A 25,009-nucleotide genomic window follows, 5' to 3' on the forward strand; every position below is an offset into this window, starting at 1 on the left:
GCTGGGTGTGGTCACGACGTACCGCCGCCGTTCACCGTGCCGCCGCCCGCCACGCCACCGTTCCCGCCGCCGCCGTTCGTCCCGCGGCGGGGCCGCAGCGGCTGCGGGCTCACGCCGGCGCCCGGTCGTTGCGGCACCCGGATGATCTGCTCCCGCGTCGGCAGCATGGTCCGCTGCTTCTCGTCCCAGGACCAGGCGGTGTTCAGCTCGTAGCCGGGGTTCGCGCTCGGCACGTGCAGCACCACGTCCCGCCCCGCCAGCTCGACGCTGATCACGGAGTCGGTGGTGGCCATGATCCGGTTCAGCCGGCCGTCCGCGTCGGCGGTGTAGACCCGCACCGACATCTGCTGGTCCGGCAGCTCGAAGCCGACGATCAGCTCGTCCTTGTCGTTGCCGGTCAGATCGCGGTAGTACGGCGTGAGCACCGGGCACTTCGCCGACTTCGCGGCGCCCGGCTCCGCGGGCTGCTGCCCGGTCGGGCACGCCAGGATCGCCTCGGCCGTCTCCCGCGGCATCCCGTCGGGCCCGACGGTGGCGCCCCGGTGGTTCCTGACCTCGGCCTGGATGAGCGCGACCGGATCCACGCCGTGCACGTTCTGGTCCTTGACCGGCGGGATGCCCTTGACGTACTCGGGCGGCGCCCCGCCCGGATCGGCGGGCGGCACGGTGGCGCCCTTGCGCTCGGGCCACAGGTGCACGGGCCCGTTCGCGGTCGGGGTCGCCCCGGCGCTGGACAGCCCGCCGGTGTTGCTGCATCCCGCGACCACCGGGGTCGCGGCCAGCAGCACGGCGACGGCCAGCAGCGCGGGGAGCGCCGGGGTACGGGAACGGGAGCGCGCGGGGTGCCGGGTGCGGAGGCGCGTACGGACGCGCGTGCGGAACGTCTTCACGGACCCCTGCGTCCTCCCGTCCCCTGCGTCGCCGACCGAACCTGTCCCGTCAACCATATGCAGAGGTACGCCCCGATTGCGCGGCCGTCCGGTTCGTGAGCGCGACGGCGCGGGTCCGGGGACCGTACCGGAGGCCGTTCCGGGAGGTCGCGGCGGGGGGAGTGGAGGGGCGTGGAGGGGGCGTGGCGGGGGTCGTTACGGGGGTCCCGGCCGGTCAGGCCTCGGTGCGCCCGCGCCGCAGCATCGCGAAGCCCAGGCCCGCCGCGCCGACGGCCGCCATGCCGCCGCCCGCGGCGATCAGCAGTGCGCCGTCGTCGGGCGCGCCGGTCAGCGTGCCGAGCCGCAGGGCCACCGTGCGCTCGGCGCCGGAGGCGGCGCCCGTGGTCGTGGACGCGCCCGTGGTCGTGGACGCGCCCGTGGTCGTGGACGTGCGCAGGGTCGTGGACGGGGTGATGGTGGCGGCGTCGGCGAAGCCGGTCCGCCGCGCGGTCTTGTGGCCGTCGGCGGAGGAGGACAGCGCGGCCGGTACGACGTCGTTCCCGTCGGTGGCCGGCGACGCCGCCGTGCCGGCCGACGCGCCCGCGGACCAGGAGGAGATCCGGCCGTCGGGCTGGAGGGCGAGGCGCAGCCCGTCCGCGCGGCCGTAGCCGGGGGCGCCGGCGCGGCTGCTGAGGGTGGAGACCTTGGACCCGTCGCGCAGGATGTCGGCCTGGTAGGCGCCCTGGGCGACCCGGTAGACCCGCGCGGTGGACACGCCGTCCGCGAGGGTCAGGCTCTTGACGAGGACCCGCTGCGGGGCGGTCGCGGCCTGTGCGGACGTCGCGGCGGGCAGCCCGTCGGCGAGCGCGGCGGCAGCGGGCAGCGCCAGCAGGCTTCCGGCGCAGGCGGTCACGGCGGCGGCGCGAACGATGGTGCGGCGGACGGTGCTCACGGGGTTCCTTCATCGCAGGTCGGGCCCTGGCGTGTCCAGGTGGCATAAACGTAGGCCGCGGCCGTTGCAGTTCCGTGGTGGCTTTGTAACAGCGAGGCGGCAGGGTCCCGGCGGTGTCGTTACACAACCGGGGGATTGCCGCGCGCGGCCGCGCCTGCTCCCATGGACGGCGGGGGTGAGGGAGATGCGTGATCGTGAACGGGAACACGGCCTCGGGCTCGGACTCAAGGTGCTGCCCGACCGTGGCCGACTGTGGGTCAATCTGCCCGACGGGCGCAGCGTCGCCTGGTACGACCGGCCGGCCGGCCGGGTCAGCGTCCTGTCCGACCGGCACCGGGACGCGGCGCTGGCGGTGTTACGTCCCTACCTGACCGGAGCCTGGACCGTCGGCCCGCCCCCCGTGCCCAGCGCGGCGGACCTGGCCCGGCTGTCCCTCCACCCGGACGACGACCTGGCCCCGAACCGCCCCGGCGAGGCCCTGCTGGGCGAGCTGGAACACGGCGCCGCGGGGGCCCGTACCCGCCACCGGATGCGCCCGGACCTGCTCGCCCAGGAGCGGGTCGGGGCCGAGCTGGACGCCCTGGAGGGTGCGGGCTGGCGGGCGCTGCACGCGGTGCCGCTGCCGGGGGCGGGCCGGATCGACCACCTGCTGATCGGGCCGGGCGGGGTGTGGTGCGTGCGCGCCGTGGCGGGCCGCCGGCAGCGGGTCCACGTGGGCGACCTGCTCGTCACCGTCGGGCGTGCCGAGCCCCGGCCGGACGTCCGCTGGGTCCGGCGGGCCGCCGAGCGCGCGACGCACGCGCTGGTCACCGCGGTCACCCCGGCGCTCGTGGTGGTCGAGTCGAACCGGCTGGAGAAGGTGCCGTCCCTGCGCGACGTGGCGGTCCTCGAACCGGCCACCGCGGCCGCACGACTCACCCGCGCCCCGGCCACGCTCAAGCCCTCGGACATCGAGGCCCTCTTCACGACGGCCCGCAACCGCCACACCTGGTCAGACGTCTGACCCACCCCCACGGCTCCACGCGGGCCGCCCGAATCCAGCGCCGCCGGCGGCGTTTGAGGCGCCCCCGGAGGGACGGTCGCTCGCGCGCCTCCCGGGTCCAGGTGGGGTCCGAGGCTGCCCGAATCCAGCCCCGCCGGCGTTTGAGGCGCCCCCGGAGGGCACCGCTGCCGCGCCCCACCGGGACGGACCGGCTCACCAGGAGGGGCGCAGCCGCAGCACCTCCGGCGGCGGGTGGCGGCCCGACGCGCAGCGGACCTCCACCGTCAGCGGCGGATCGACCGCGCGGTACGCCACCTCGCCGAACCCGATCGCGGTGACCGTCCCGCCGCCCGGGTCCCCCCGGCCCCGCGCGGCGGCCAGCACCGCGGCCACCTCCGCCCGGACGGCGGCGGACAGCGGACTGGAGACCAGGGGCGCGTCGAGGTCCGGGTCCGGGAGGCCCCCCGGGCCGGTCCCGGCGTCCGGAGCCGTGCCGGCGCCGGGCTCCGGATCACCGTCCCCGTCGCCCGAGAGGACCAGGACCAGCGCCAGCGGCCGCGCCGCCGTGCCCGTGTACCCGACCACCGCCGCGTCCCGCGTGTCCGTGTGCCGGAGCTTCTGCCAGCCCCGCCGGCCCGCGGGGTACGCCTGGTCCAGCCGCTTGATCACCAGGCCCTCGATCCCGCTGGCCGGCAGGGTCTCGTACCAGGTCGCCGCCAGTGCTGGGTCGGTCGTCATCGGCACCGGCTGGAGCGGCGGCCCCAGCGGCAGCAGCAGATCGACCAACAGCGCCCGGCGCCGCTCGTACGGCCGCGCCCGCAGATCCAGCCCGGCCAGCTCCAGGACGTCGAAGGCCGCGTAGGACGCCGGCAGGCTCCTGGCCAGCAGCACCGCCCGGGCGGCCGTCGCCGCGGCCCGCCGCTGGACCAGCGCGAAGTCCGTGCGGCCCGCGTGCCAGACCACCACCTCGCCGTCCAGCGTGGTGCCGGCGGGCAGCTGCCGCGCCGCGGCGGCCAGATCGGGGAAGGCGCTCGTCACCACCCGCCCCGACCGGGCCTGCAGTTCCACGCCCTCGACGGTCCGCCGGACCACCAGCCGGTGCCCGTCGAACTTCGGCTCGTACGCCAGCCCCGCGCCCCGCGGCAGCTCCCGCACGGCGGCGGCCAGCGCGACCCGGATCACGGCGCACCCGCCGTACGGCCACCAGGCTCCGTACGACCGCCGGCGCGCGGCAGCGCCCGGGCGCGGGCGGGGTCGGCCAGCGGCGCGAACAGGTCCCCGTCCCGGGCCAGGCGCGCCACCACCTCGTCGGCGACGAAGACCAGCGCCCCGGGGTCCCGGTCCCGCGCGCCGCCGGCCACCTCGGCCCAGGACACCGGCGCGGACACCGTCGGCAGCGCCCGCGCCCGCAGGGTGTAGGGCGCGGCGGTGGTCTTGGCCGCCGCGTTCTGACTGTGGTCGACGAACACCTTCCCGGGCCGCAGCGCCTTCGCCATCCGGTGGACGACCAGCTCGGGCAGGGCGCCCTCCGCCTCCTGGGCGAGGGCCTTCGCGTACGCCGACACCCGCTCGGACGGGGTCGGCTCCAGCGGCACCGACAGGTGCATCCCCTTCGAACCGGAGGTCTTCGCGTACGCCTCCAGCCCGTCCGCCTCCAGCCGCTCCCGCAGCCACAGCGCGACGGCGCAGCACTCCGCCACGCCCGCCGGGGCCCCGGGGTCGAGGTCGAGGACCAGCCGGTCCGCGACCGCGGGCCGCCCGGTGGTCCACTGCGGCACGTGGAACTCCACGACCAGGTTCGCGGCCCACACGAGCGTCGCCAGATCGCCCACCACGACCTGCTCGGCGAGCTGGTCCTCGGAGCGCGGCACCCGTACGGTCTCCACCCACGCGGGCGTGCCCGGCGGCGGGTTCTTCGTGAAGAACCGCTGGCCGTCCGCCCCGTCCGGATAGCGCAGGAACGACACGGGCCGGTCGCGCACGTGGGGCAAGAGGGCGCCCGCGACGGTGGCGTAGTAGTGCAGCACCTCGCCCTTGGTGAAGCCGTTGCCCGGATAGATGACCTTGTCCAGGTTGCTGAGCGCGAGGCGACGCCCCTCCACCGTTGTGATCGGCGTCATACGATGAGATTGCCACGAAACAGGAGGAACCGTGCGATCCATTTGGAACGGGGCCATCTCCTTCGGCCTGGTCAGCATCCCGATCAAGCTCGTGAACGCCACCGAGAACCATGCGATCTCCTTCCGGCAGATCCACACCGCCGACGGCGGCCGCATCCGCTACCGCAAGGTGTGCGAGCTGGACGGCGAGGAGGTCGGCTCGACCGAGATCGGCAAGGGGTACGAGGAGGCGGACGGATCGGTCATCCCGATCACGGACGAGGACCTCGCGACGCTGCCGCTGCCCACGGCCAGGACGATCGAGATCGTGACCTTCGTCCCCGCCGCGCAGATCGATCCGCTCCAGATGGACGCGGCGTACTACCTCGCGGCGAACGGCGTCCCGGCGGCCAAGCCCTACACCCTGCTGCGCGAGGCCCTCAAGCGCAGCGACCGGGTCGCGATCGCCAAGTTCGCGCTGCGCGGGCGCGAGCGGCTCGGCATGCTGCGGGTGGTGGACGACGTCATCGCCATGCACGGCCTCCTGTGGCCGGACGAGATCCGCGTGCCGGAGGGCGTGGCACCGGAGACGAAGGTGACGATCCGGGAAGCCGAGCTGGACCTCGCGGACGCCCTGATGGCCACGCTCGGCGAGGTGGAGGTGGCCTCGCTGCACGACGACTACCGCACGGCGGTGGAGGCCATGCTGGCGGCGAAGTCGGAGTCGGGGGAGGCCGTGACCCCGACGCAGGCCCCGGAGGCGAGCGGGGACGCGCAGGTGATCGACCTGATGGCGGCCCTGGAGAAGAGCGTACGGGCGGCCAAGGCGTCGCGCGGCGAGGCGGCGGAGCCGGCCGAGGTGGCCGAGGTGACCCCGATCCGCCCGCAGGCGGCCCGCAAGAACGCCCCGAAGGCGGCCGCGGCCCCCAAGGCGGCCACCGGCAAGAAGTCGACGGCGGCGTCGCCGACCACGAAGAAGGCCGCCACCGCGACCAAGACGACGAGGGCGACGAAGGCCAAGACGGCAACGGCCACGACGGCCACGGCGGCCAAGACGACGACGGGCAAGACGACGACGGGCAAGACAACGGCCAAGACAACGGCCAAGACAACGGCCAAGACGGCGTCCGCCACGAAGAAGGCCGCTCCCCGGGGACGCAGCTCGGCCTGACGTGAACGGGGTGGTGACGTGAACGTGGTGGTGGGCGGCCCGAGGGGCCGCCCACCACCACGTTCGACGCTGCTCCGCTCAGGGAGTGGCGGGGCGGTGCCAGGTCGTGTACTCGGCGTCGCGCGCCGCCTTGACCTCCTCCGGATGGCTGGAGGTGGTCGAGCCGAAGTTCCCGTACCCCTGCATCTCGTGCGGCCGCAGGCCGCCCTCGGGGATCTCGACCGGTTCCCGCTCCTCCAGCAGCTCGTAGACCGCGCCGCCGTCCGGCAGGTGCGGCTGGCTCTCGGGGGTGGGGGGCGCTGGTTCCTGCGCCCGGACCTTCTTGCCCATCCAGAAGGCGCCGATCAGGAAGCCGACCACGGCAATCCCGACGACCAGGAACCACGCGATGTCGCTCAGGGTCGTGTCCATGTCGGATTGGTACCCGCGCCGGACCCCCGCCATGCCCAAGAAATCACGAAAAACAACTACAAACTATGAATATATGGGCCCGTCCGTGTCGCGCAGTGCCCCCGTGCCCCGCGCCGCATCGCCCCGGGAGCTCAGCACGCCCAGGATCTCCGCGCAGATCGCGAGTGCGGTCTCCGCCGGCGTCCGGGCCCCCAGGTCCAGCCCGATCGGGCCGTGCACCCGGGCCAGCTGCGCCTCGCCTACCCCGTCCGCCAGCAGCGCCTCGCGCCGCCGCGCCTGCGTCTTGCGGGAGCCGAGCGCACCGACGTACGGGATTCCGCTCGCCAGCGCGCCCCGCAGCGTCGGGACGTCGAAGTCCGGCTCGTGGCTGAGCATCACCAGGCACGCGCCGTCCCGACGGGCCTCCAGCACCTTGCCCGCCTCCGCGCCGTCGTCGACCAGCACGGCGTCCCAGCCCAGCAGCAGGGCCTGGCGCTCGATGACGCGCGCCAGCTCGCCGCCCCCGCCGATCACCAGGCAGGGCGCGGAGGGGTACGCCTCGACGAGCACCAGCCCGGACTCCCCGTACAGCGCGTCGCGCCCCGCCCGGTGCGTGCCCAGCAGCTCCGAGGCCCGCCGCTCCGCGTCGGTGGCGGGGGCGTCGAGCGCCCGTACGACCTCACTGACGGCCTGGTCGGCGGCCTCGTTCAGGCGCGTCACCAGCGCCACCCCGACGCCCTCGGCCAGCAGCTCCCACCACGCGGCCGGTACCGCCGAGAGCGGCTGGAGCAGGATCTCCGCCTGCCCGCCGCAGGTCAGCCGCGCCTCCATGGCCTCCGCCCCGCGGACGGACACCTCGCACACCCGGGCGCTCTCCCCGGCCCCGACCGCCCCCGCCTCCGCGACGAGCTCGGCGTCGAAGACCCCCCGGTACAGGGCCCCCACGCACTCCCCGCGCGGATCGACGAGCACCGCCCCACCGGCGTCCCGGGGCCCGAACCCCTGCTCGGTGACGGGCCGCGCCAGAAAACCGGCCCGCCCCTCCGAGATCCACTGCCGTGCCGTCTCGGCCAGCTCACGCATGCCTGCCACCTCGATCGCCGTAAGACTCCCGATCCACAAAGTGCCAGGTCAGCGGCACGATGCAGCCTGCCCCAGATCCTAGGGACCCCGACCCGCCACCCCAACCCGCAAAACCGCCGATCCGCACCCCACCCCACTCGTACGTCCCGCCGGAACCCGATCACCGCGCGGCCGACCCGCCGGACGTCGGAGACGAGCTAGCATCTAAGTAAGATTCGATCTACGTAATATCGAATCTATGTTTCATGGATGCTGGGGAGGTGACACTGATGGAGTTCAAGGGCAGGGCCGCTGACCTGGATCAGCTGGCTCGGCAACTGGGTCTGGTAGCCGATGCCGCGGGCGCCACGCGTGGCCAGGCCGTGATCGTGACGGGGCGGCGCCGGGTGGGCAAATCTCGCCTGGTCCAGGAGTTCTGCGACCGTTCCGGGATGCCGTACGTGGTCTTCCAGGCGACCCGGGGGCGCAATGCCGTGACCGAGCGGGCGGACTTCGCCGCGACGCTGGCGCATTCCGCTCTGCCCGGAGCCGAGCTGGTGGCCGGGTTGCAGGCCGCCGACTGGAACCAGGCGCTGCGTTCCCTGGCGGTCGCGGTTCCGGACGATGCCCCGAGCATCGTGGTGATCGACGAGGTGCCGTGGCTGGTGGAACAGGACGGGGAGTTCGAGGGGGCGCTGCAGACGGTCTGGGACCGGCACCTGTCCGCCAAGCCGGTCCTGTTGATCCTGGTCGGCAGTGACATGTCGGTGATGGAAGCGCTGCAGTCCTATGGACGCCCGTTCTTCGGCCGGGCGACGAAGATGACCGTGCGGCCGCTGCATCTGGCCGATGTGCAGGCGATGACCGGCCTTGCCGCGGCGGAAGCGGTGGACGCGCTGCTGATCACCGGAGGGTTCCCGGAGATCGTTCAGTCCTGGCGGCCGGGGATGGGCCGCGGAGACTTCCTGCGCGAGGCGGTGAACAACCCGCTCGCGCCGCTGTTGGTGGCGGGCGAGCTGTCGCTGCTCGGGGAGTTTCCCGAGGCGTCCCACTCGCGCGCGATCCTGGAAGCGGTCGGCAGCGGCGAGCGGACGTTCTCCACCATTGCCGCACAGGCCGGCGGCGCGGGCGCGCTGCCCTCGGGGACGCTGTCTCCACTGTTGAACACACTGCTGTCCAAGCGGGTCCTGGCCGCTGACCTGCCGCTGTCGGTCAAGGCGGACAACAAGAACAAGCGTTATCGCATCGCCGATCCGTACCTCCGGTTCTGGCTGGCGTTTTTGCAGCGCGGGATCCCGCTCGTCGAACGGGGTCGCGGCGATCTGGCGCTGGAGCGCATCGAGCGGTCGTGGACGACCTGGCGGGGCCGGGCCGTCGAGCCGCTGATCCGGGAGTCCCTGCTGCGCCTGCTGCCCGACGAGAGGTGGCCGCGGACGGAGGCGGTCGGAGGTTGGTGGAACCGGCAGAACAACCCGGAGATCGACCTGATCGGAGCCGACCGTGAACCCGTCGCGGGGCAGGTTCACTTCATCGGCTCGGTGAAGTGGTTGGAGTCGCAGCCGTTCGGCCGGCGTGAGTACGACGCCCTGGTGCGGGACGTGCTCGCCGTGCCCGGCGCCGAGCCGGGCACGGCGCTGGTGGCGGTATCGCGTTGTGGTGTCGAGGCCGATCTGCCTCTCGCGGCGCACTGGGGTCCGGAAGACCTCGTTCGTGCCTGGCGATAGTCGGGGTCACCCCCATGGGGTCACCCGGCGTCGCTAGCCTGGCCGGGTGAACGCGCGTACCGCCCTCGCGAAATGGCTGGGCACCCTGGATCCCGTGCAGCTGACCGAACTGCTGGAGGAGCGGGATCTGCCGCTCGCGGCCGAGCACCGACGGATCACCACCCTGCGCGAGCTCGCCGACCACCTGCTCACCGACGAATCCGTGGTGCAGGGCCTCATGGCGGGCACCGCCGGGGAACTGGAACTGCTCGCTTCCATCGCCGCCCTCGCCCTGGAGCGGCACGGTCCCGTGGTCGGTGGCGAGGCCGAGGACGGGCCCCGGTATCCCTGGCAACAGAGGAACTCCCTCGCCGCGGTGGAGCCCGCGGACCGGCTGGTGCCCGAGCGGGACGTACTGGCCTGGTTCGAGCCGGGGGAGGAGCGCGGCCGGGCGGAGCACGCGCTCGCCCGACTGCGGGAGCGCGCGCTGTTGCTCCCCGCGCCCAAGGGGAGACTGGCGCTGCCGCCGCTGTTGCACGTCCGGGCCACCGGCTTCGACGGTTACGGGCGCACCGCCAACCGGCTGCTGACCCACGCCTACAACGCCCCCGAGGTCAAGCGGATCGCCGCACACCTCTTCGGCGAGGGCGCGGCCCGTACCCGCGACCAGGCCCAGGACCTGATCCTCGCCCTGTTCGCCGATCCGGCCCGGGTGCGGTCGCTGGTGGCGGACGCCCCGGGCCGGGCGCGGGAGATCCTGGACCACCTGGTCCCCGGCCCGCCGCTGCTGCGCACCCACTGCTTCGTCGGCCGGTACGGCGAGCACTACGCGGGCCCCGACGCCAAGTACGCCTTCCGGGAGGGCGGCAGCGGCGACGAGGGCACCGACTGGCTGGCGGTGCGCGGGCTGCTGGTCCCGGTCGGTCCCGACCTGGTGGAGCTTCCGTACGAGGTCGCGCGTGCACTGCGCGATGAGGGTGCGGCACCCCGCCCCCGGCTGGAACCGGAACCGTTCACCGCCACCGTGCCGCTGCCGTCCGGCTGGGACGGTGAGGGCGGCGCGGCCGCCGCGGCGGCCTCCTGGCGGGCCGAACTGGTACTGCGGGCGCTGGCCGCCCAGCCGGTCGCGATCCGCAAGGCGGGTGGGATCGCCGTACGGGACACCCGGCGGCTCGCCAAGGCGGCCGGGGCCGATGAGGCCGGCACCCGGCTGTGGTTGGACCTCGCGGTCAACGCCGGCCTGGCCGCCCCTCAGGACGACGAACCGGCCCCCGCTCCCCGCGGCCGCCGGAACCCCAAGGCCCCCAAGCCCTCCGCCCGGCTGCTGCCGAGCGACCGTTACGACGCCTGGGCGGCCGCCCCCGCCGCGGGCAAGCTGCTGCCGCTGCTGGCCGCCTGGGCCGTGGTCCCCGCAGTGCTCAGCCACTGGCCGGACCCCGACGAGACCCCGGTGGCGCTCGTCAGCCCGCAGGACGAGGACGCCGTGACCCTGCGCACCGGTGTCCTACGAGCGCTCGCCGTCCTTCCCGACGGACACGGGTTGACCGGCGACGCGCGGGGCTACGCCGAACTCCTCTCCCTGGCCGCGTGGTTCCGGCCCGCCCTGCGCGCCCACCTGGCCACGGACGACGCCGGGGAGCTGACCGGCCTGCACGGAGTGCTCGATCGCCTGGCGGCCACCCTGACGGAGGCGGCCCTGCTCGGCGTGGTCGCCCACGGCGCGCTCACCCCCATCGGGCGGGCCCTGTGTCGACTGCTGGAGGCGGGAGCGGCCCACCACTACCCGGCGGTGCCCGGCGCGGGCACGGACCCGTCCGCCCGCGACGCCGATGGCCTGGGCGAGGACCTGTCCCCGCGCCCTACGCTGGCGCATGCGGTGACCGCGCTGCGCGAGGACCTGTACGCCGTGCTGCCCGAGCCCAGCGAGACGGCCCGCTTCCAGAGCGACCTGACCGCCACCGTCACCGGTGCGCCCGCGCCCGCCCTCGCCGACCTGCTCTCCGCTGTCGGTGACATCGAGTCCGAGGGGCACGCGGTGGTCTGGCGCATCACGGCAACCTCCATCCGCCGGGCCCTGGACGCCGGCTGGAGCGCGGACGCGCTCCTCGGCCGCCTCACGGAGGCAAGCGAACAGGGCACCGCACTGCCCCAACCGCTCGCCTACACGATCAAGGACAGCGCCCGCACCCACGGACAACTCAAGGTCGTCCGCTCGGCCTGCTGCATCCGCTCGGACGACACCGCGCTGATCGCCGAGGTGGCCCAGGCCCGCGGCCTGACCACACTCCGCCTGCGCCGCATCGCCCCCACGGTCCTGATCTCCACAGCCCCGCCGGAGGAGACGCTGTCAGCCCTCCGCACGGCCGGCTACGCCCCCACCCATGAAGCCGAAACAGGCACCACCGTCCTGGACCGCGCCCCCACGGACCGCGCGCCCAGCCTCCTCCCCACCCTGGACCAGGCCCGGGCGATGTACGGCGGACCGGTCCGAGGCGGCCCGGCGAGCGCCCGGACCCTGGCCGGCCTGCTGTCGGGCCGGGGAAGCGACGGGTGACACCGAATCACCGGTCGGTCCGGATCGCGGTTCCGGTCCGGCCGGCGGTGCCCTCGAACATCCCGGGAGGGCGGCTGGGCTTCCCGGCGACAGCCGCGGCGATCACGGACATGGACCGCACCACGGAGTCCGGTGACTGGTCCAGGTCGAGCGCGTGCTGGGTGAGGATCGTGCCCGATCCGCGAACCGCGTGCTGCTGTCGCGGTTCGTTGCCCTTGGCGTAGACGAGATGCCCCTGGGGCAGGCCGAGCACGGTGCAGTAGGCCAGCATCTGGTAGAGGTCCGAGCCGGGGAAGCCCTCGCGCCTCTCCGCCTTGTACTTGGCGTCCACGACCCCGAGGGGCCGCCCCGCATCGTCGTACCAGACGAGGTCCGGCTTCATCAGGATCCCGCCGGCCTCGTCCAGGTGATGGCGCGCTTGCGCGACCGAGCGGCCGCCGTAGGCGCGCAGGGCGCGGGAGAGCGACGCGCAGACGAAGTCCTCGAAGACCGCGGCCAGGTCGAGGACGAAGCCGTCCAGCCGGGTGCCCGCGCCGCCCTGCTCGGCCGAGAATTCCCTCAGGATCAGCCCGGCCAGCCGCAGCGCCGCCTGGTAACGCGTGTTGAGCCGGGAGGGACGCCACACCGGCAGCCGGTGACCGGGTGGCAGGACGGAGACATCCGCCAGTCGGGCGCGCAGCCGGGACAGTCCGAGGTGGACCGGACGCGGTACGCCGGGAAGTCGCAGCAGCCGGGTCGTCGCCGCGAGCAGCAGCCGGTTCTCGGCGATGTCCGTCGTGAACTCGTCGTACGTGACCTCCACCGGCAGGGGCACACCGAAGCGGCGCCGTATCTGATCGCCCTCCCGAATCCGTCCGCGCACCACGGTCAGGGCGCTGTCGGTGGTGCGGTAGCCCTGCAGCAGGCCCTGGCGCAATGCGCGTTCTGCCTGCCGCACGAAGGCGGCGGCCAGCGCGGGGAGCAGCTCAGGCTCGGCGCCGACCTCCACCCCCTCGGTGTCGTCCCGCCAGTGCTTCACCGGGTCCGCCGCGTAGCCCAGGAGGAAGAACAACCGCCGGACGGGGAGCTTGGGTGCGATGTGCACCTCCACCCCGCCCAGCCGGATCGCGCCGACCTTGCCCAGCCCGCGCACCTGCCAGGTGGTTCCGGTCCGGGCGGAGTACGGGTCCGGGCGGGCGTCGACGATGCCGGAGTCTGCCAGTGCCCGACCGGCGTCGGGTGCCAGCCGCACGTCGGTCCACGGGCCGTGCTCCACGAGGTCGATGCGCCGCGCCGACGGTCCCTCGCCCGCGATGCCGGTGTCCACTAGGCCGGCCGGATTTCACCGAGGCCTGCGCGCCGCAGGGCCGGGAGCCCGTACCGCGCCGGGACGTCCACCGCGTCGTCGCCGTAGTGGTGCTCGTCGAGCAAGGGCAGGATGGCCGTCTTCCACACCCGCTCCAGGCCGCCGTCGGCGTAGACGGAAGGCCGCATCAGATACGACGGGCCGATCTTGAAGTCCTTGTCCTCGATGCGCCGGTTGAGCTCCCGGTGCAGAGCGGGCACGTCTTCGCTCGGACTGATCACCCCGGCCGCTTCCTGCTCCTCGACCCAGCGGGAGAGCAGATCGCGGGTGGGCTCCTCGTCCGGGTGGAGGGAGAGGAAGGCGAAGCGTCGGCGCATGGCCGCGTCGACCAGGGCGATGGAGCGGTCCGCGGTGTTCATGGTGCCGATGATGAAGACGTTCTTCGGCAGCCGGAATTCTCCCGAGTACTGGAGGTCGACCGTGCGGTCGCGGTACTCCAGCACGAAGTACAGCTCGCCGAACACCTTGGCGAGATTGGCCCGGTTGATCTCGTCGATGATCAGGAAGTACGAGGTGTCGGGATCCTCGTCCGCGAGGTCGACGAGTTGCCGGAACGGACCCGGCCGCAGCGCGAAGGTCAGGGCCCCGGATCCGCTGCCGTCCTGTACGGCGGGGCGGAAACCCTCGAAGAAGTCCTCGTAGGCATAAGAGGGGTGGAACTGCACCAGCTTGACCGCGCGCGGATCGCCGGCGAGGTGCTCCGCGATGTGCTGTGCCAGGTAGGTCTTGCCGGTACCGGGCGGCCCGTAGAAGATCAGCTGCCGCCGGTCCTGGAGCAGATCGCGGACTTCCTGGAGCCAGTCCTCGCCGACCAGCAGCCTGGCCGCCAGATCGGGAGCGGGCATGGGAAGTTCGGTGCCCGGGCGCGAGACGCCCACACCGGTGGTCGAGGGGAGCAGGGCCGACTCGTCCTCAGGGACCACGGGGGTCCGCCGCGCCTCGGAAAGCTCCCGGAGCAGGTCGACGGCCCCGGTCAGGTCCACCACATCGTGCTGGCTCGACAGGCGTCCGCGCAGTTCCTCCGGCAGCTCCTCGTACGCGAGCTCCAGCTCGCTCCACTCGACCGCGCGCCGAAGGTCGCCTCGGTCGTCCGGGCCCGACCGCCACTGCGGCCCACCGGTGATCCGGCCGAGGAAGAACCTGCCGCCGCCGGTGGCGCACACGAGATCATCCTCGTGCATCCGGTTCAGGAACAGGTCGAACTCCGCGGCGAGTTCCCCGCGCTTGTTGTACGAGAGGTGTGCGTAGCGGTCTTCGACCCGCAGGCGCAGCTCTTCCCGGGGGATGGGTGCGGTCACAGGGCCGAGCCTGGCCGCGGCCAGGGAACAGAAGCCGTCCGACAACCACTGGGACACGATGCTCTTGCCCTGAGCACTGGTTCCCCGTACCAGCCAGGCGCTGACGGAGTGGGCGCCCCTGGTGTCTTCGGGGAGGAGGTAGGGCTGGAGTCCGTCCATCTCGATACGAGCGTCGGCCGTGGCAGCCGTGAGGCCCCCGGTCCCGAGTTCCTCGGCGACAGCCCTCAGCACTGCTTCGGTCTCGTCGGGATCGGCCCTCACCTCGGGAGCGGGGAGGCCGTCGGAATCCAGGACCCTGTGCGCGCCGGACGGACGCACTCCCCAGAGCCAGCGGCTGAGCGGGGTGCGGTCGAGCCCTGTCGCCGCTGACAGGTCGTCCAGCGCCAGCCACCGACCGGCGGGAATGGCGCCGACCAGACGGATCGCGTACGCGAAACCGGGCTTGTTGCGGTTCCAGTAGGCGAGGGTTGCCTTCGCCGCGTCGTAGAAGGCGGCCGGGTCGGACTGCTCGCGCAGTGCCTCCCGCCCCAGGTGGGTGATCCGCCACAGCCCGTTGTTCTTGCGCAGCCAGCCCGTCATGACGAGATCGGTCGTCTGCCAACGCCAGGCGTTCTCGCCCTTCTCCTGTCCGTCCTTGTACGTCTCGGCGTCCTCGGCGGCCAGCGGAAGCTCGTCCTTCACCCGCTTCCACAACTCCGCGTGGTGCAGTTCCCCGGACTGCTCGGCCAGGATCTCCATGGACCGGCGCGTACGGGGCGTGGTGCGGGCTTGACGGGTGGGCATGAGGCGCGACTCCGGGATCCGGCGGTCAGGTCGCGCCCACCATAGGTGTCCCGGCCCCGCCCGTGGATCAGTCGAGCTCGCGGCGGTCGCGGTTCGGCCGGGCCGGAGGAAGAAGGTCAGGTGGGCCAGGCGCCGCCCTCCTGACGGACCGTGTGTGGCCCACACGCCGCTCACGCGTGAGCCCTGCGCGACAACGACGAAGGCCCGGACTCAGTAGGACTGAGTCCGGGCCTTCGTACTTGGCACTTCAGCTGGTCAGCGTCACTTTCACACCACCAGCTGGAGTGCCCCCGGCAGGATTCGAACCTGCGCACACGGCTCCGGAGGCCGTTGCTCTATCCCCTGAGCTACGGGGGCGTGTCATCCGCTGTGCGGCGACGGGTTGAACACTACCAGCTTCCGCGGGGTGATCAGGAACCCGTTTGTGGGGGAGGAGGGGTGGGTCGCCCGGACGGGGTGGAAGTGGCAAAAACCCGGACGCGGGGGCTTAGGGCGACCTACTCTCGAGTTGTGTCAGGCGCCTCGGGTCGGGTGCTTGTTGTCGACGACAACAAGGTCATCCGGCAGCTGATCAAGGTCAATCTCGAGCTGGAGGGCTTCGAGGTCGTGACCGCGAACGATGGTGCCGAGTGCCTGGACGTGGTGCACCGGGTGTGTCCCGATGTGATCACCCTCGACGTCGTCATGCCGCGGCTGGACGGGTTCGGGACCGTCGCCCGGTTGCGGGCCGATCCGCGGACGCGGCTGGTGCCCGTCGCGATCGTCAGTGCGTGCAACCAGTACGAGGGGGAGCCCGGGACCGTCGCGCAGGTGGACGCGTTCCTCGCCAAGCCCTTCGAGCCGACCGAGCTGGTGCGGGTCGTGCGGCGGCTCGTCGAGCGCAAGCGCGGCGGTGGCGGGGCGCGGGGAGTTCACATGGCGAAACCGGTTCGCGTCAGGGGGGACCTTCTCCCCTAGGGTGGGTCCCGTGACCCCCGCTGACCTCTCCCGTACCGTCGTGCGCGCCGTGCGCTGCGCCGTCGAGGACGGGGAGCTGGGCGCCGGGGCGGTCGTGCCCGAGCGGATCGTCGTCGAGCGGACCCGGCCCGGGGGCGTGGGGGAGTACGCCAGCCCCGTCGCCCTCCAGCTGGCCGGTACGAGTGGACGCGCCCCCGCCGAGGTGGCCGGGCTGCTGGCCCGACGGCTCGGTGGCGTGGCCGGGATCCGGCAGGTGGACATCACCGGGCCGGGGTTCCTCAATTTCAGTCTTGACGCCGACGGCGATGCCGCCGATGTCGTACGGCTGGTCCGCGAGCGCGGGGCGCGATACGGGTTCGCCGACCGCCCCCGCCCGGACGTGACACCCGCCGCCACCGACCAGGAGCCCCGCGCACGCGCCGTGCGCGAGGCCGTCGGGCGGCTGCTGGCCTGCCAGGGCGTGTCGGGCGGGACCGGGACGCAGCGCGTCGTGCCCCCGGCGCGGGCCGACGGGGACGTCGTCCGGCGCTTCGGGGCCGATGCCGCGCGCTGGGCCATGCTCGCCACCGACCCCGGCGGGCCGCCGCACTTCGGGCCGGTCCTGCTCGTACAGGGCGAGGCCAGCGAGTTCTTCCGGGTGCGGTACGCCGCCTCGCGCGCCCGGGCGCTCGTGCGCAACGCCGCCCAGCTCGGCTTCGCCCCCGCGGCGGACGATGCCGACGCGACGACCGCCGCCGACGCCACCACCCTCCTCGACGCCCTGCGCGAGTACCCGCTCGTGCTGGAGGCCGCCGCGCACCACCGGGCGCCCGAGCGGCTCGCCCGTCACCTCGTCGTGCTCGCCGACGCCCTCCTCGACTTCCAGTACGACGTGTTGCCCAAGGGGGACGAGAAACCCTCGGCCGCCCACCGCTCCCGGCTGGCACTCGCCGACGCCGCCGGGACGGTGCTGGCCGGTGGCCTGACCCTGCTCGGCATCGGCGCCCCCGACGTCGTCTAGCCGGGCGCGCCGCCCCCATGGACTTGTAGAAGGAGAAAGAGAAGCGCCATGAGCCGTTCCGCACACCCCGCCGGTCCCCGTTACGCCGACGTCCTGCCGGAGGGCCACTACGCCCCGCCGGCCGCCGACCTCAACGTGCTCCCCGAGAAGGTGTGGTCCCGGACCGTCACCCGCGACGGCGACGGCGTGGTCAGCGTCGGCGGGGTCGAAGTGACCCGGCTCGCCGAGGAGTTCGGCACCCCGGCCTACTTCCTCGACGAAGAGGACTTCCGGGCCCGCTGCCGCGCCTGGGCGCACGCCTTCGGGCCGGGCGCCGACGTCTTCTACGCGGGCAAGGCGTTCCTTTCCAAGGCCGTCGTGCGCTGGCTGAAGGAGGAGGGGCTCAACCTCGACGTGTGTTCCAGCGGCGAGCTGGTCACCGCGCTCGCCGCCGAGATGCCCGCCGAGCGCATCGCCTACCACGGCAACAACAAGTCGGTCCCCGAGATCCGCCGCGCCGTCGAGGCGGGCGTCGGACGGATCGTCCTCGACTCCTTCCAGGAGATCGTCCGGGTGGCGCACGTCGCCGCCGAGCTGGGGGTCCGCCAGCGCGTGCAGATCCGCGTCACCGTCGGCGTCGAGGCCCACACGCACGAGTTCATCGCCACGGCCCACGAGGACCAGAAGTTCGGCATCGCCGTCGCCGACGGGATGGCCGCCGAGGCCGTGCGCCGGGTGCTCGGTCACGAGAGCCTCGAACTGATCGGCATCCACTCCCACATCGGCTCGCAGATCTTCGACATGGCCGGCTTCGAGGTGTCCGCCAAGCGCGTGGTGCAGCTGCTCGCGGCCGTGCGCGACGAGCACGGCGTCGAGCTGCCCGAGATCGACCTCGGCGGCGGCCTCGGCATCGCCTACACGGACAGCGACGACCCGCGCGAGCCGCACGAGATCGCCAAGGCGCTCACCGAGATCGTCGCGCGTGAGTGCGAGGGCGCCGGCCTGCGCGCGCCGCGCATCTCCGTCGAGCCCGGCCGCGCCATCGTCGGGCCCACCGCCTTCACGCTCTACGAGGTCGGCACGATCAAGCCGCTGGAGGGCCTGCGGACGTACGTCAGCGTCGACGGCGGGATGTCGGACAACATCCGCACCTCCCTCTACGACGCCGAATACAGCGTGGCCCTGGTCTCGCGCCGGTCCGACGCCGAGCCGATGCTCTCGCGCGTCGTCGGCAAGCACTGCGAGAGCGGCGACATCGTCGTGCGCGACGCCTTCCTGCCCGCCGACCTGGCGCCCGGCGACCTGATCGCCGTGCCCGCGACCGGCGCGTACTGCCGCTCGATGTCGAGCAACTACAACCACGCGCTGCGTCCGCCGGTCGTCGCCGTGCGTGACGGCGCCGCCCGCGTGATCGTCCGACGCGACACGGAGGAAGATCTCCTGCGCATCGACGTCGGATAATGAAATAACCGTCTCACTCAATGGACCAAGGATGGAAAGTTCTGTCCATTGAGTGAGACTTGTTCACACCTGGTGCGCAAGACCGCGCAGCGGGGGCTGATGGACGGATCGATGCAGAGATCGATCCGTGGATCGAAAGGTTTGGGTCGAATGATGCGTACGCGTCCGCTGAAGGTGGCGCTGCTGGGCTGTGGAGTGGTCGGCTCAGAGGTGGCGCGCATCATGACGACGCACGCCGACGATCTGGCGGCGAGGATCGGCGCGCCGGTCGAGCTGGCCGGCGTCGCCGTGCGGCGGCCCTCCAAGGTGCGCGAGGGCATCGACCCCGCGCTCATCACCACCGATGCGACCGCCCTCCTCAAACGGGGTGACATCGACGTCGCCATCGAGGTCATCGGTGGCATCGAGCCCGCCCGCACCCTGATCACCACCGCCTTCGAGAACGGCATCTCGGTGGTGTCGGCGAACAAGGCGCTGCTCGCCCAGGACGGCGCCGCCCTGCACGCGGCGGCCGACGCGCACGGCCGCGACCTCTACTACGAGGCCGCCGTCGCCGGTGCGATCCCGCTGGTGCGCCCGATGCGCGAGTCCCTCGCCGGCGACAAGATCAACCGCGTGATGGGCATCGTCAACGGCACGACGAACTTCATCCTCGACAAGATGGACTCCACCGGCGCCGGCTACCAGGAGGCGCTCGACGAGGCCACCGCCCTCGGGTACGCCGAAGCCGACCCGACCGCCGACGTCGAGGGCTACGACGCCGCCGCCAAGGCCGCGATCCTGGCCGGCATCGCCTTCCACACCCGGGTGCACCTCGACGACGTCTACCGCGAGGGCATGACCGAGGTCAGCGCCGCCGACTTCGCCTCCGCCAAGCGGATGGGCTGCACCATCAAGCTGCTCGCCATCCTGGAGCGCGCCGCCGACGGCCAGTCCGTGACCGCCCGGGTCCATCCGGCGATGATCCCGCTCAGCCACCCCCTCGCCTCGGTCCGGGAGGCGTACAACGCCGTCTTCGTCGAGGCCGAGGCCGCCGGACGGCTGATGTTCTACGGTCCGGGCGCGGGCGGCGCGCCGACCGCGTCGGCGGTCCTGGGCGACCTGGTGGCCGTCTGCCGCAACAAGCTCGCGGAGGTGACCGGGCCCGGCGATTCGGCGTACACGCGGCTGCCGGTCAGCACCATGGGCGAGGTCGTCACCCGCTACCACATCAGCCTGGACGTGGCCGACAAGCCGGGCGTGCTCGCCCAGGTGGCGACCACGTTCGCGGAACACGGTGTCTCCATCGATACCGTTAGGCAGCAAGGACGTCCGGACGGGGTCGGCAACGAAGCCTCCCTCGTGGTCGTCACCCACCGCGCGCCCGACGCCGCCCTCTCCGGGACCGTCGAGGCGCTGCGGAAGCTGGACACCGTACGCGGTGTCGCCAGCATCATGCGTGTTGAAGGGGAGTAAGGGACCCATGACCGACAACGGCACCCACCAGTGGCGGGGCATCATCGAGGAGTACCGGCACCGGCTTCCGGTGACGGACGCGACCCCCGTGGTCACGCTCCGCGAAGGCGGCACGCCCCTCGTCCCCGCCCAGGTGCTCTCCGAGCGCACCGGCTGTGAAGTCCACCTCAAGGTCGAGGGTGCGAACCCGACCGGGTCCTTCAAGGACCGCGGTATGACCATGGCGATCACCAAGGCCAAGGAGGAGGGCGCCAAGGCCGTCATCTGCGCCTCCACCGGCAACACCTCCGCCTCCGCCGCCGCCTACGCGGTGCGGGCCGGCATGGTGTCCGCCGTCCTCGTGCCGCAGGGCAAGATCGCGCTCGGCAAGATGGGTCAGGCGCTCATCCACGGCGCCAAGATCCTCCAGGTCGACGGAAACTTCGACGACTGCCTGGACCTGGCCCGCGCGCTGTCCGACAACTACCCGGTCGCGCTGGTCAATTCCGTCAACCCGGTCCGCATCGAGGGCCAGAAGACGGCCGCGTTCGAGATCGTCGACGCGCTGGGCGACGCGCCCGACATCCACGTCCTCCCGGTGGGCAACGCGGGCAACATCACCGCGTACTGGAAGGGGTTCAAGGAGTACAAGGCTGACGGCCTGGCCTCCCTCCTCCCCCGCGTGTGGGGCTTCCAGGCCTCCGGCTCCGCGCCCATCGTGCGCGGCGAGGTCGTCAAGGAGCCGCACACGATCGCCACCGCGATCCGCATCGGCAACCCCGCCTCCTGGGACTACGCGCTCCAGGCCCGCGAGGAGTCGGGCGGCTTCATCGACGAGGTGACGGACCGCCAGATCCTGGCCGCCTACCGTCTGTTGGCCGCGCAGGAGGGCGTCTTCGTCGAGCCCGCCTCGGCCGCGTCCGTCGCCGGTCTGCTCAAGGCCGCCGAGCTGGGTCTGGTCGACCCGGGGCAGAAGATCGTGTGCACCGTCACCGGCAACGGCCTCAAGGACCCCGACTGGGCCGTCGCGGGCGCCCCGCAGCCGGTCACCGTTCCGGTGGACGCCGAGGCCGCCGCCGTACGCCTCGGCCTGGTCTGATCCGACGGTCGCGGCCGGGACGACCTCCCCGCCGCGGCCGTCGCCGGCTTCCGGAAGCGTTCGTCAGAGCCTTCCGGAATCCGGCAAGTCGGCCCGAAGGGCCACAAAAGCCTGACGGAGCACCGCGACACGCATCGTGCGCCTCCTGTGCGCCCTATGTCGGAGAAGAACCTTCCTTCGATACGCTGTACTGACATCCGCCATCGCGCACGTGACGCGGTGCTGCCCCGAGGGCCTTCGGGTGTCGTACGTTCTCCAGTACATTTCGCAGCGAAGATTCACAGCTGAAGATCCACGGTTAGAGATCCACGGTTAGAGATCTCGCACAGTCACAAGGAGTGTCATCGAGCGTGGCCGGTCCAGCATTCCGCGCCGCCGCCGTACGGGTGCGCGTTCCCGCCAGCAGTGCCAACCTCGGCCCGGGCTTCGACGCCTTCGGACTCGCCCTGGGGCTCTATGACGACGTGGTCGTCCGCGTCGCCGATTCCGGCCTGAACGTCGACATCGCCGGCGAGGGCGCCGACAACCTGCCGCGCGACGAGAGCCACCTGCTCGTGCGATCCATGCGCATCGCCTTCGACCTGCTCGGTGGTCAGCCGCGCGGCCTGGAGGTCGTGTGCGCCAACCGGATCCCGCACGGTCGCGGCCTCGGCTCCTCCTCCGCCGCCATCTGCGCGGGCATCGTCGCCGCCCGCGCCGTGACCATAGGCGGCGAGGCGCGCCTCGACGACGCCGCCCTGCTGGAACTGGCCACCGAGATCGAGGGCCACCCCGACAACGTCGCCGCCTGTCTGCTCGGCGGGTTCACCCTGGCGTGGATGGACGGGGGCAGCGCCAAGGCCATCCGTATGGAGCCCGCGGATTCCATCGTTCCGGTGGTCTTCGTCCCCTCCAAGCCGGTTCTGACCGAGACCGCCCGGGGCCTGCTCCCGCGCTCCGTCCCGCACGTGGACGCCGCCGCCAACGCGGGCCGCGCGGCCCTGCTCCTCGAAGCCCTGACCAGGCGTCCCGAGTTGCTGCTCCCCGCCACCGAGGACCGGCTCCACCAGGAGTACCGCTCCCCGGCGATGCCCGAGAGCGTGGCACTCGTCAACAGGCTGCGGGCGGACGGGATCCCCGCGGTCATCTCCGGCGCCGGACCCACGGTCCTCGCGCTGGCCGACAACGACGCGGCCGACAAGGTCGCGCAGCTCGCGGGCGAAGGGTGGGCGGCCAACCGGCTGGCCCTCGACGCCGCGGGCGCGAGCGTCCTTCCGTTGGGCAGCCAGGGCGGCTAGACACAGCCGCCAGGGGGCGGGGCGGCCGGGCAGGCCGCCCCCGCGGACGGGCGCTATTGCCGGTGACCGAGAGGGGGAATATCTGTTGGATCCGGTAGTGTTAGTCTCAAGTGCGCATCCGAAGCCGCCATGGCTCGGTGCTCAGTGTCCCCATCAGGGACCACCTTTCTTCCGGGAGCCTCCCCAACTGCTTTGATCATTGCCAAGCAGTTTCGAGCACGCTCCGGAATCGGCGTGATATTCCCACGCTTCCAGCTCGGGGGCTTCTCGCCGGAACCCATGCACGTTTCCCTCCGCCGCGGTATCTCTGCCGGCGGACCACCGCCCCGGCCCCGGTCCACGACCCATCAAGTCATGGCCCGTTGTCGGACAGCACAACCGGTCGCCGAGCCAGACAGGCCGACGTCCGCTCCAGGGAAGGACCCTTCGTGAGCGACACCACCGATCTGATGGGCGCTGCCGACACCACTGTCGACACCAGTGCCTCCGCCGCGGGCGCCGCACCCAAGCGTCGCCGCTCCGGCACCGGCCTCGAGGGCATGGTCCTGGCCGAGCTGCAGCAGGTCGCGTCGGGCCTTGGTATCAGGGGCACCGCGCGGATGCGCAAGAGCCAGCTGATCGAGGTCATCAAGGAAACGCAGGCCGGTGGCTCCTCCGCCGCCAAGGCCGCGGCCCCCGCCGACACCGCCGAGGCCAAGCCGAAGCGTCGCGCCACCAGCAAGGCCCGTACGGGTGAGGCCGCCGCCGCGGCGCCCGTCGAGAAGCCCGCCGCGCAGGCCCAGATCGACATCCCCGGCCAGCCGGCAGGGGGCCCCTCCCGCGCGAGCGAAGCCGAGAGCGGGGGAGACGACCAGCCGGTCGAGCGCCGCCGCCGCCGCGCCACGGCTCCCTCCGGTAGCCCGGAGTCCGCGGCCCCCGCCGCGGTCGTGCAGGTCGAGACCAAGCCCGAGACCGCCACCGCGGCCGTCACCGCGCAGCCCGACGCCAAGGCCGAGGCGGCCACCGCCGTCTCCGGTCAGGACGCCGCCGAGGGCCGCACCCGCCGGGACCGCCGCGACCGCGGCGACCGTGCCGAGCGGGGCGACCGTACGGAGCGCCAGCGCGAGCGCCGTGACCGCGGCAAGGGCGACGACCAGGGCCAGGGCCAGCAGGGTCAGGGCCAGCAGCAGGGCGGCCAGGGCCAGCAGCAGGGCGGCGCCGAGCGCGCCGACCGCCAGGACCGGCAGGGCGGCCGTCAGGGCCGTGGCCAGGGCCAGGGTCAGGGCCAGCAGGGTCAGGGCCAGCAGCAGGGCGGCCAGGGCCAGGGCCGTCAGGACCGTCAGCAGGACAACGGTCCGCAGGACGACTTCGACGAGGACGGTCGGCGCGGCCGTCGCGGCCGCTACCGCGACCGTCGTGGCCGTCGCGGCCGCGACGAGTTCACGCCGAACGAGCCGCAGGTCGCCGACGACGACGTCCTGATCCCCGTCGCGGGCATCCTCGACATCCTCGACAACTACGCGTTCATCCGGACCTCGGGCTACCTGCCCGGCCCGAACGACGTGTACGTCTCCCTCGCCCAGGTCCGCAAGGCCGGTCTGCGCAAGGGTGACCACGTCACCGGTGCCGTGCGCCAGCCCAAGGACGGCGAGCGCCGCGAGAAGTTCAACGCGCTCGTGCGCCTCGACTCGTGCAACGGCATGGCGCCCGAATCGGGCCGCGGCCGCCCCGAGTTCCAGAAGCTGACCCCGCTGTACCCCCAGGACCGGCTCCGCCTGGAGACCGACCCGGGCGTGCTGACGACCCGCATCATCGACCTCGTCGCGCCCATCGGCAAGGGCCAGCGCGGTCTGATCGTGGCCCCGCCGAAGACCGGCAAGACCATGATCATGCAGGCGATCGCCAACGCGATCACCGTCAACAACCCCGAGTGCCACCTGATGGTCGTCCTGGTCGACGAGCGTCCGGAAGAGGTCACCGACATGCAGCGGTCGGTCAAGGGCGAGGTCATCTCCTCGACCTTCGACCGCCCGGCCGAGGACCACACCACCGTCGCCGAGCTGGCCATCGAGCGCGCCAAGCGCCTCGTCGAGCTGGGTCACGACGTGGTCGTCCTGCTGGACTCGATCACCCGTCTGGGACGCGCGTACAACCTCGCGGCCCCGGCCTCCGGCCGCATCCTGTCCGGTGGTGTCGACTCGACCGCGCTCTACCCGCCGAAGCGCTTCTTCGGTGCCGCGCGCAACATCGAGGACGGCGGCTCGCTGACCATCCTGGCCACCGCGCTGGTCGACACCGGCTCGCGCATGGACGAGGTGATCTTCGAGGAGTTCAAGGGCACCGGCAACATGGAGCTCAAGCTCGACCGCAAGCTCGCGGACAAGCGGATCTTCCCCGCCGTCGACGTCGACCCGTCGGGCACCCGCAAGGAGGAGATCCTCCTCAACAGCGAGGAGCTCGCCATCGTCTGGAAGCTGCGCCGGGTGCTGCACGCGCTCGACTCGCAGCAGGCGATCGAGCTGCTGCTCGACAAGATGAAGCAGACGAAGTCGAACGCCGAGTTCCTGATGCAGATCGCGAAGACCACGCCGTCGGGCAAGAACGACGACTGATCT

At 72.7% G+C, this 25,009-nt stretch carries 19 protein-coding genes and 1 tRNA gene; 11 read left to right on the plus strand and 9 right to left on the minus strand.

The features are described from left to right. Nucleotides 1-11 precede the first annotated feature (11 nt). Both ACIQWR_RS02420 and ACIQWR_RS02425 read right to left on the minus strand, forming a co-directional pair. On the minus strand, nt 12-890 hold the full coding sequence (locus ACIQWR_RS02420; protein ID WP_404004465.1) for a hypothetical protein: 879 nt from the start codon (nt 888-890) through the stop codon (nt 12-14). Between the two features lie 214 nt (nt 891-1,104). Beyond that, a complete protein-coding gene (locus ACIQWR_RS02425; RefSeq protein ID WP_404004468.1) occupies nt 1,105-1,821 on the minus strand; it encodes a hypothetical protein in 717 nt (238 codons plus the stop codon). Between the two features lie 184 nt (nt 1,822-2,005). On the opposite strand from ACIQWR_RS02425, the gene ACIQWR_RS02430 reads away from it, so the two are divergent. Then, a complete protein-coding gene (locus ACIQWR_RS02430) occupies nt 2,006-2,824 on the plus strand; it encodes a nuclease-related domain-containing protein (protein ID WP_404004470.1) in 819 nt (272 codons plus the stop codon). A gap of 192 nt (nt 2,825-3,016) precedes the next feature. Here the strand turns inward: ACIQWR_RS02430 and ACIQWR_RS02435 are convergent, their stop codons facing one another. Together ACIQWR_RS02435 and ligD are read right to left on the minus strand one after the other, a co-directional pair. Continuing rightward, on the minus strand, nt 3,017-3,982 hold the full coding sequence (locus ACIQWR_RS02435; protein WP_404005023.1) for an ATP-dependent DNA ligase: 966 nt from the start codon (nt 3,980-3,982) through the stop codon (nt 3,017-3,019). After that, nucleotides 3,982-4,923: a non-homologous end-joining DNA ligase gene (gene ligD, locus ACIQWR_RS02440; RefSeq protein ID WP_404004473.1), complete on the minus strand. Its 942-nt coding sequence runs from the start codon at nt 4,921-4,923 to the stop codon at nt 3,982-3,984. The genes ACIQWR_RS02435 and ligD overlap by 1 nt, the downstream gene beginning before the upstream one ends. A 31-nt stretch (nt 4,924-4,954) precedes the next feature. Here ligD and ACIQWR_RS02445 point away from each other — a divergent pair, with 31 nt between their 5' ends. Further along, nucleotides 4,955-6,073 (plus strand): Ku protein, encoded by a 1,119-nt coding sequence (locus ACIQWR_RS02445; protein ID WP_404004476.1) that lies wholly within the window; start codon nt 4,955-4,957, stop codon nt 6,071-6,073. 78 nt (nt 6,074-6,151) lie between these two features. Here the strand turns inward: ACIQWR_RS02445 and ACIQWR_RS02450 are convergent, their stop codons facing one another. Together ACIQWR_RS02450 and ACIQWR_RS02455 are read right to left on the minus strand one after the other, a co-directional pair. Next, on the minus strand, nt 6,152-6,484 hold the full coding sequence (locus ACIQWR_RS02450; RefSeq protein WP_404004479.1) for a DUF6479 family protein: 333 nt from the start codon (nt 6,482-6,484) through the stop codon (nt 6,152-6,154). Nucleotides 6,485-6,547: 63 nt separating this feature from the next. Further along, entirely contained in the window at nt 6,548-7,546 is a 999-nt protein-coding gene (locus tag ACIQWR_RS02455) for an XdhC family protein (protein ID WP_404004481.1), read from the minus strand. A gap of 269 nt (nt 7,547-7,815) precedes the next feature. Between ACIQWR_RS02455 and ACIQWR_RS02460 the strand changes: the two genes are divergently transcribed. Together ACIQWR_RS02460 and ACIQWR_RS02465 are read left to right on the plus strand one after the other, a co-directional pair. Beyond that, nucleotides 7,816-9,249 carry an ATP-binding protein gene (locus tag ACIQWR_RS02460; RefSeq protein WP_404004483.1) on the plus strand — a complete coding sequence of 478 codons (1,434 nt, stop codon included), beginning with the start codon at nt 7,816-7,818 and terminating at the stop codon, nt 9,247-9,249. Between the two features lie 46 nt (nt 9,250-9,295). After that, entirely contained in the window at nt 9,296-11,782 is a 2,487-nt protein-coding gene (locus ACIQWR_RS02465) for a helicase-associated domain-containing protein (protein WP_404004485.1), read from the plus strand. A 7-nt stretch (nt 11,783-11,789) separates the two neighbouring features. On the opposite strand, the gene ACIQWR_RS02470 is transcribed toward ACIQWR_RS02465, so the two are convergent. The 3 genes from ACIQWR_RS02470 to ACIQWR_RS02480 form a co-directional block, all read right to left on the minus strand. Then, a complete protein-coding gene (locus ACIQWR_RS02470; RefSeq protein WP_404004486.1) occupies nt 11,790-13,088 on the minus strand; it encodes an McrC family protein in 1,299 nt (432 codons plus the stop codon). Continuing rightward, nucleotides 13,088-15,208 carry an AAA family ATPase gene (locus ACIQWR_RS02475; RefSeq protein ID WP_404004489.1) on the minus strand — a complete coding sequence of 707 codons (2,121 nt, stop codon included), beginning with the start codon at nt 15,206-15,208 and terminating at the stop codon, nt 13,088-13,090. The genes ACIQWR_RS02470 and ACIQWR_RS02475 overlap by 1 nt, the downstream gene beginning before the upstream one ends. A gap of 285 nt (nt 15,209-15,493) precedes the next feature. Beyond that, nucleotides 15,494-15,565: transfer RNA gene (locus ACIQWR_RS02480), tRNA-Arg, on the minus strand. 105 nt (nt 15,566-15,670) lie between these two features. Between ACIQWR_RS02480 and ACIQWR_RS02485 the strand changes: the two genes are divergently transcribed. The 7 genes from ACIQWR_RS02485 to rho all read left to right on the plus strand — a co-directional run bounded on the left by ACIQWR_RS02485 (nt 15,671) and on the right by rho (nt 25,006). Then, nucleotides 15,671-16,165 carry a response regulator gene (locus ACIQWR_RS02485; protein ID WP_404005024.1) on the plus strand — a complete coding sequence of 165 codons (495 nt, stop codon included), beginning with the start codon at nt 15,671-15,673 and terminating at the stop codon, nt 16,163-16,165. Nucleotides 16,166-16,175: 10 nt separating this feature from the next. Beyond that, nucleotides 16,176-17,165: an ArgS-related anticodon-binding protein NrtL gene (nrtL, locus tag ACIQWR_RS02490; RefSeq protein ID WP_404004491.1), complete on the plus strand. Its 990-nt coding sequence runs from the start codon at nt 16,176-16,178 to the stop codon at nt 17,163-17,165. 48 nt (nt 17,166-17,213) lie between these two features. Further along, nucleotides 17,214-18,605 carry a diaminopimelate decarboxylase gene (gene lysA / locus ACIQWR_RS02495; RefSeq protein ID WP_404004493.1) on the plus strand — a complete coding sequence of 464 codons (1,392 nt, stop codon included), beginning with the start codon at nt 17,214-17,216 and terminating at the stop codon, nt 18,603-18,605. A gap of 150 nt (nt 18,606-18,755) precedes the next feature. Further along, nucleotides 18,756-20,060 carry a homoserine dehydrogenase gene (locus tag ACIQWR_RS02500; protein WP_399262716.1) on the plus strand — a complete coding sequence of 435 codons (1,305 nt, stop codon included), beginning with the start codon at nt 18,756-18,758 and terminating at the stop codon, nt 20,058-20,060. 7 nt (nt 20,061-20,067) lie between these two features. Beyond that, a complete protein-coding gene (gene thrC, locus ACIQWR_RS02505; RefSeq protein WP_404004495.1) occupies nt 20,068-21,138 on the plus strand; it encodes a threonine synthase in 1,071 nt (356 codons plus the stop codon). 350 nt (nt 21,139-21,488) lie between these two features. Next, the gene (gene thrB / locus ACIQWR_RS02510) at nt 21,489-22,415 is read left to right on the plus strand and encodes a homoserine kinase (protein ID WP_404004497.1); all 927 of its coding nucleotides are present in this window, start codon (nt 21,489-21,491) and stop codon (nt 22,413-22,415) included. 428 nt (nt 22,416-22,843) lie between these two features. Then, nucleotides 22,844-25,006, plus strand: coding sequence for a transcription termination factor Rho (rho, locus tag ACIQWR_RS02515; protein ID WP_404004499.1), 2,163 nt, complete (start codon nt 22,844-22,846; stop codon nt 25,004-25,006). Nucleotides 25,007-25,009 lie beyond the last annotated feature (3 nt).

This window comes from Streptomyces sp. NPDC098789 (assembly GCF_044759975.1).
Classification (GTDB): domain Bacteria; phylum Actinomycetota; class Actinomycetes; order Streptomycetales; family Streptomycetaceae; genus Streptomyces.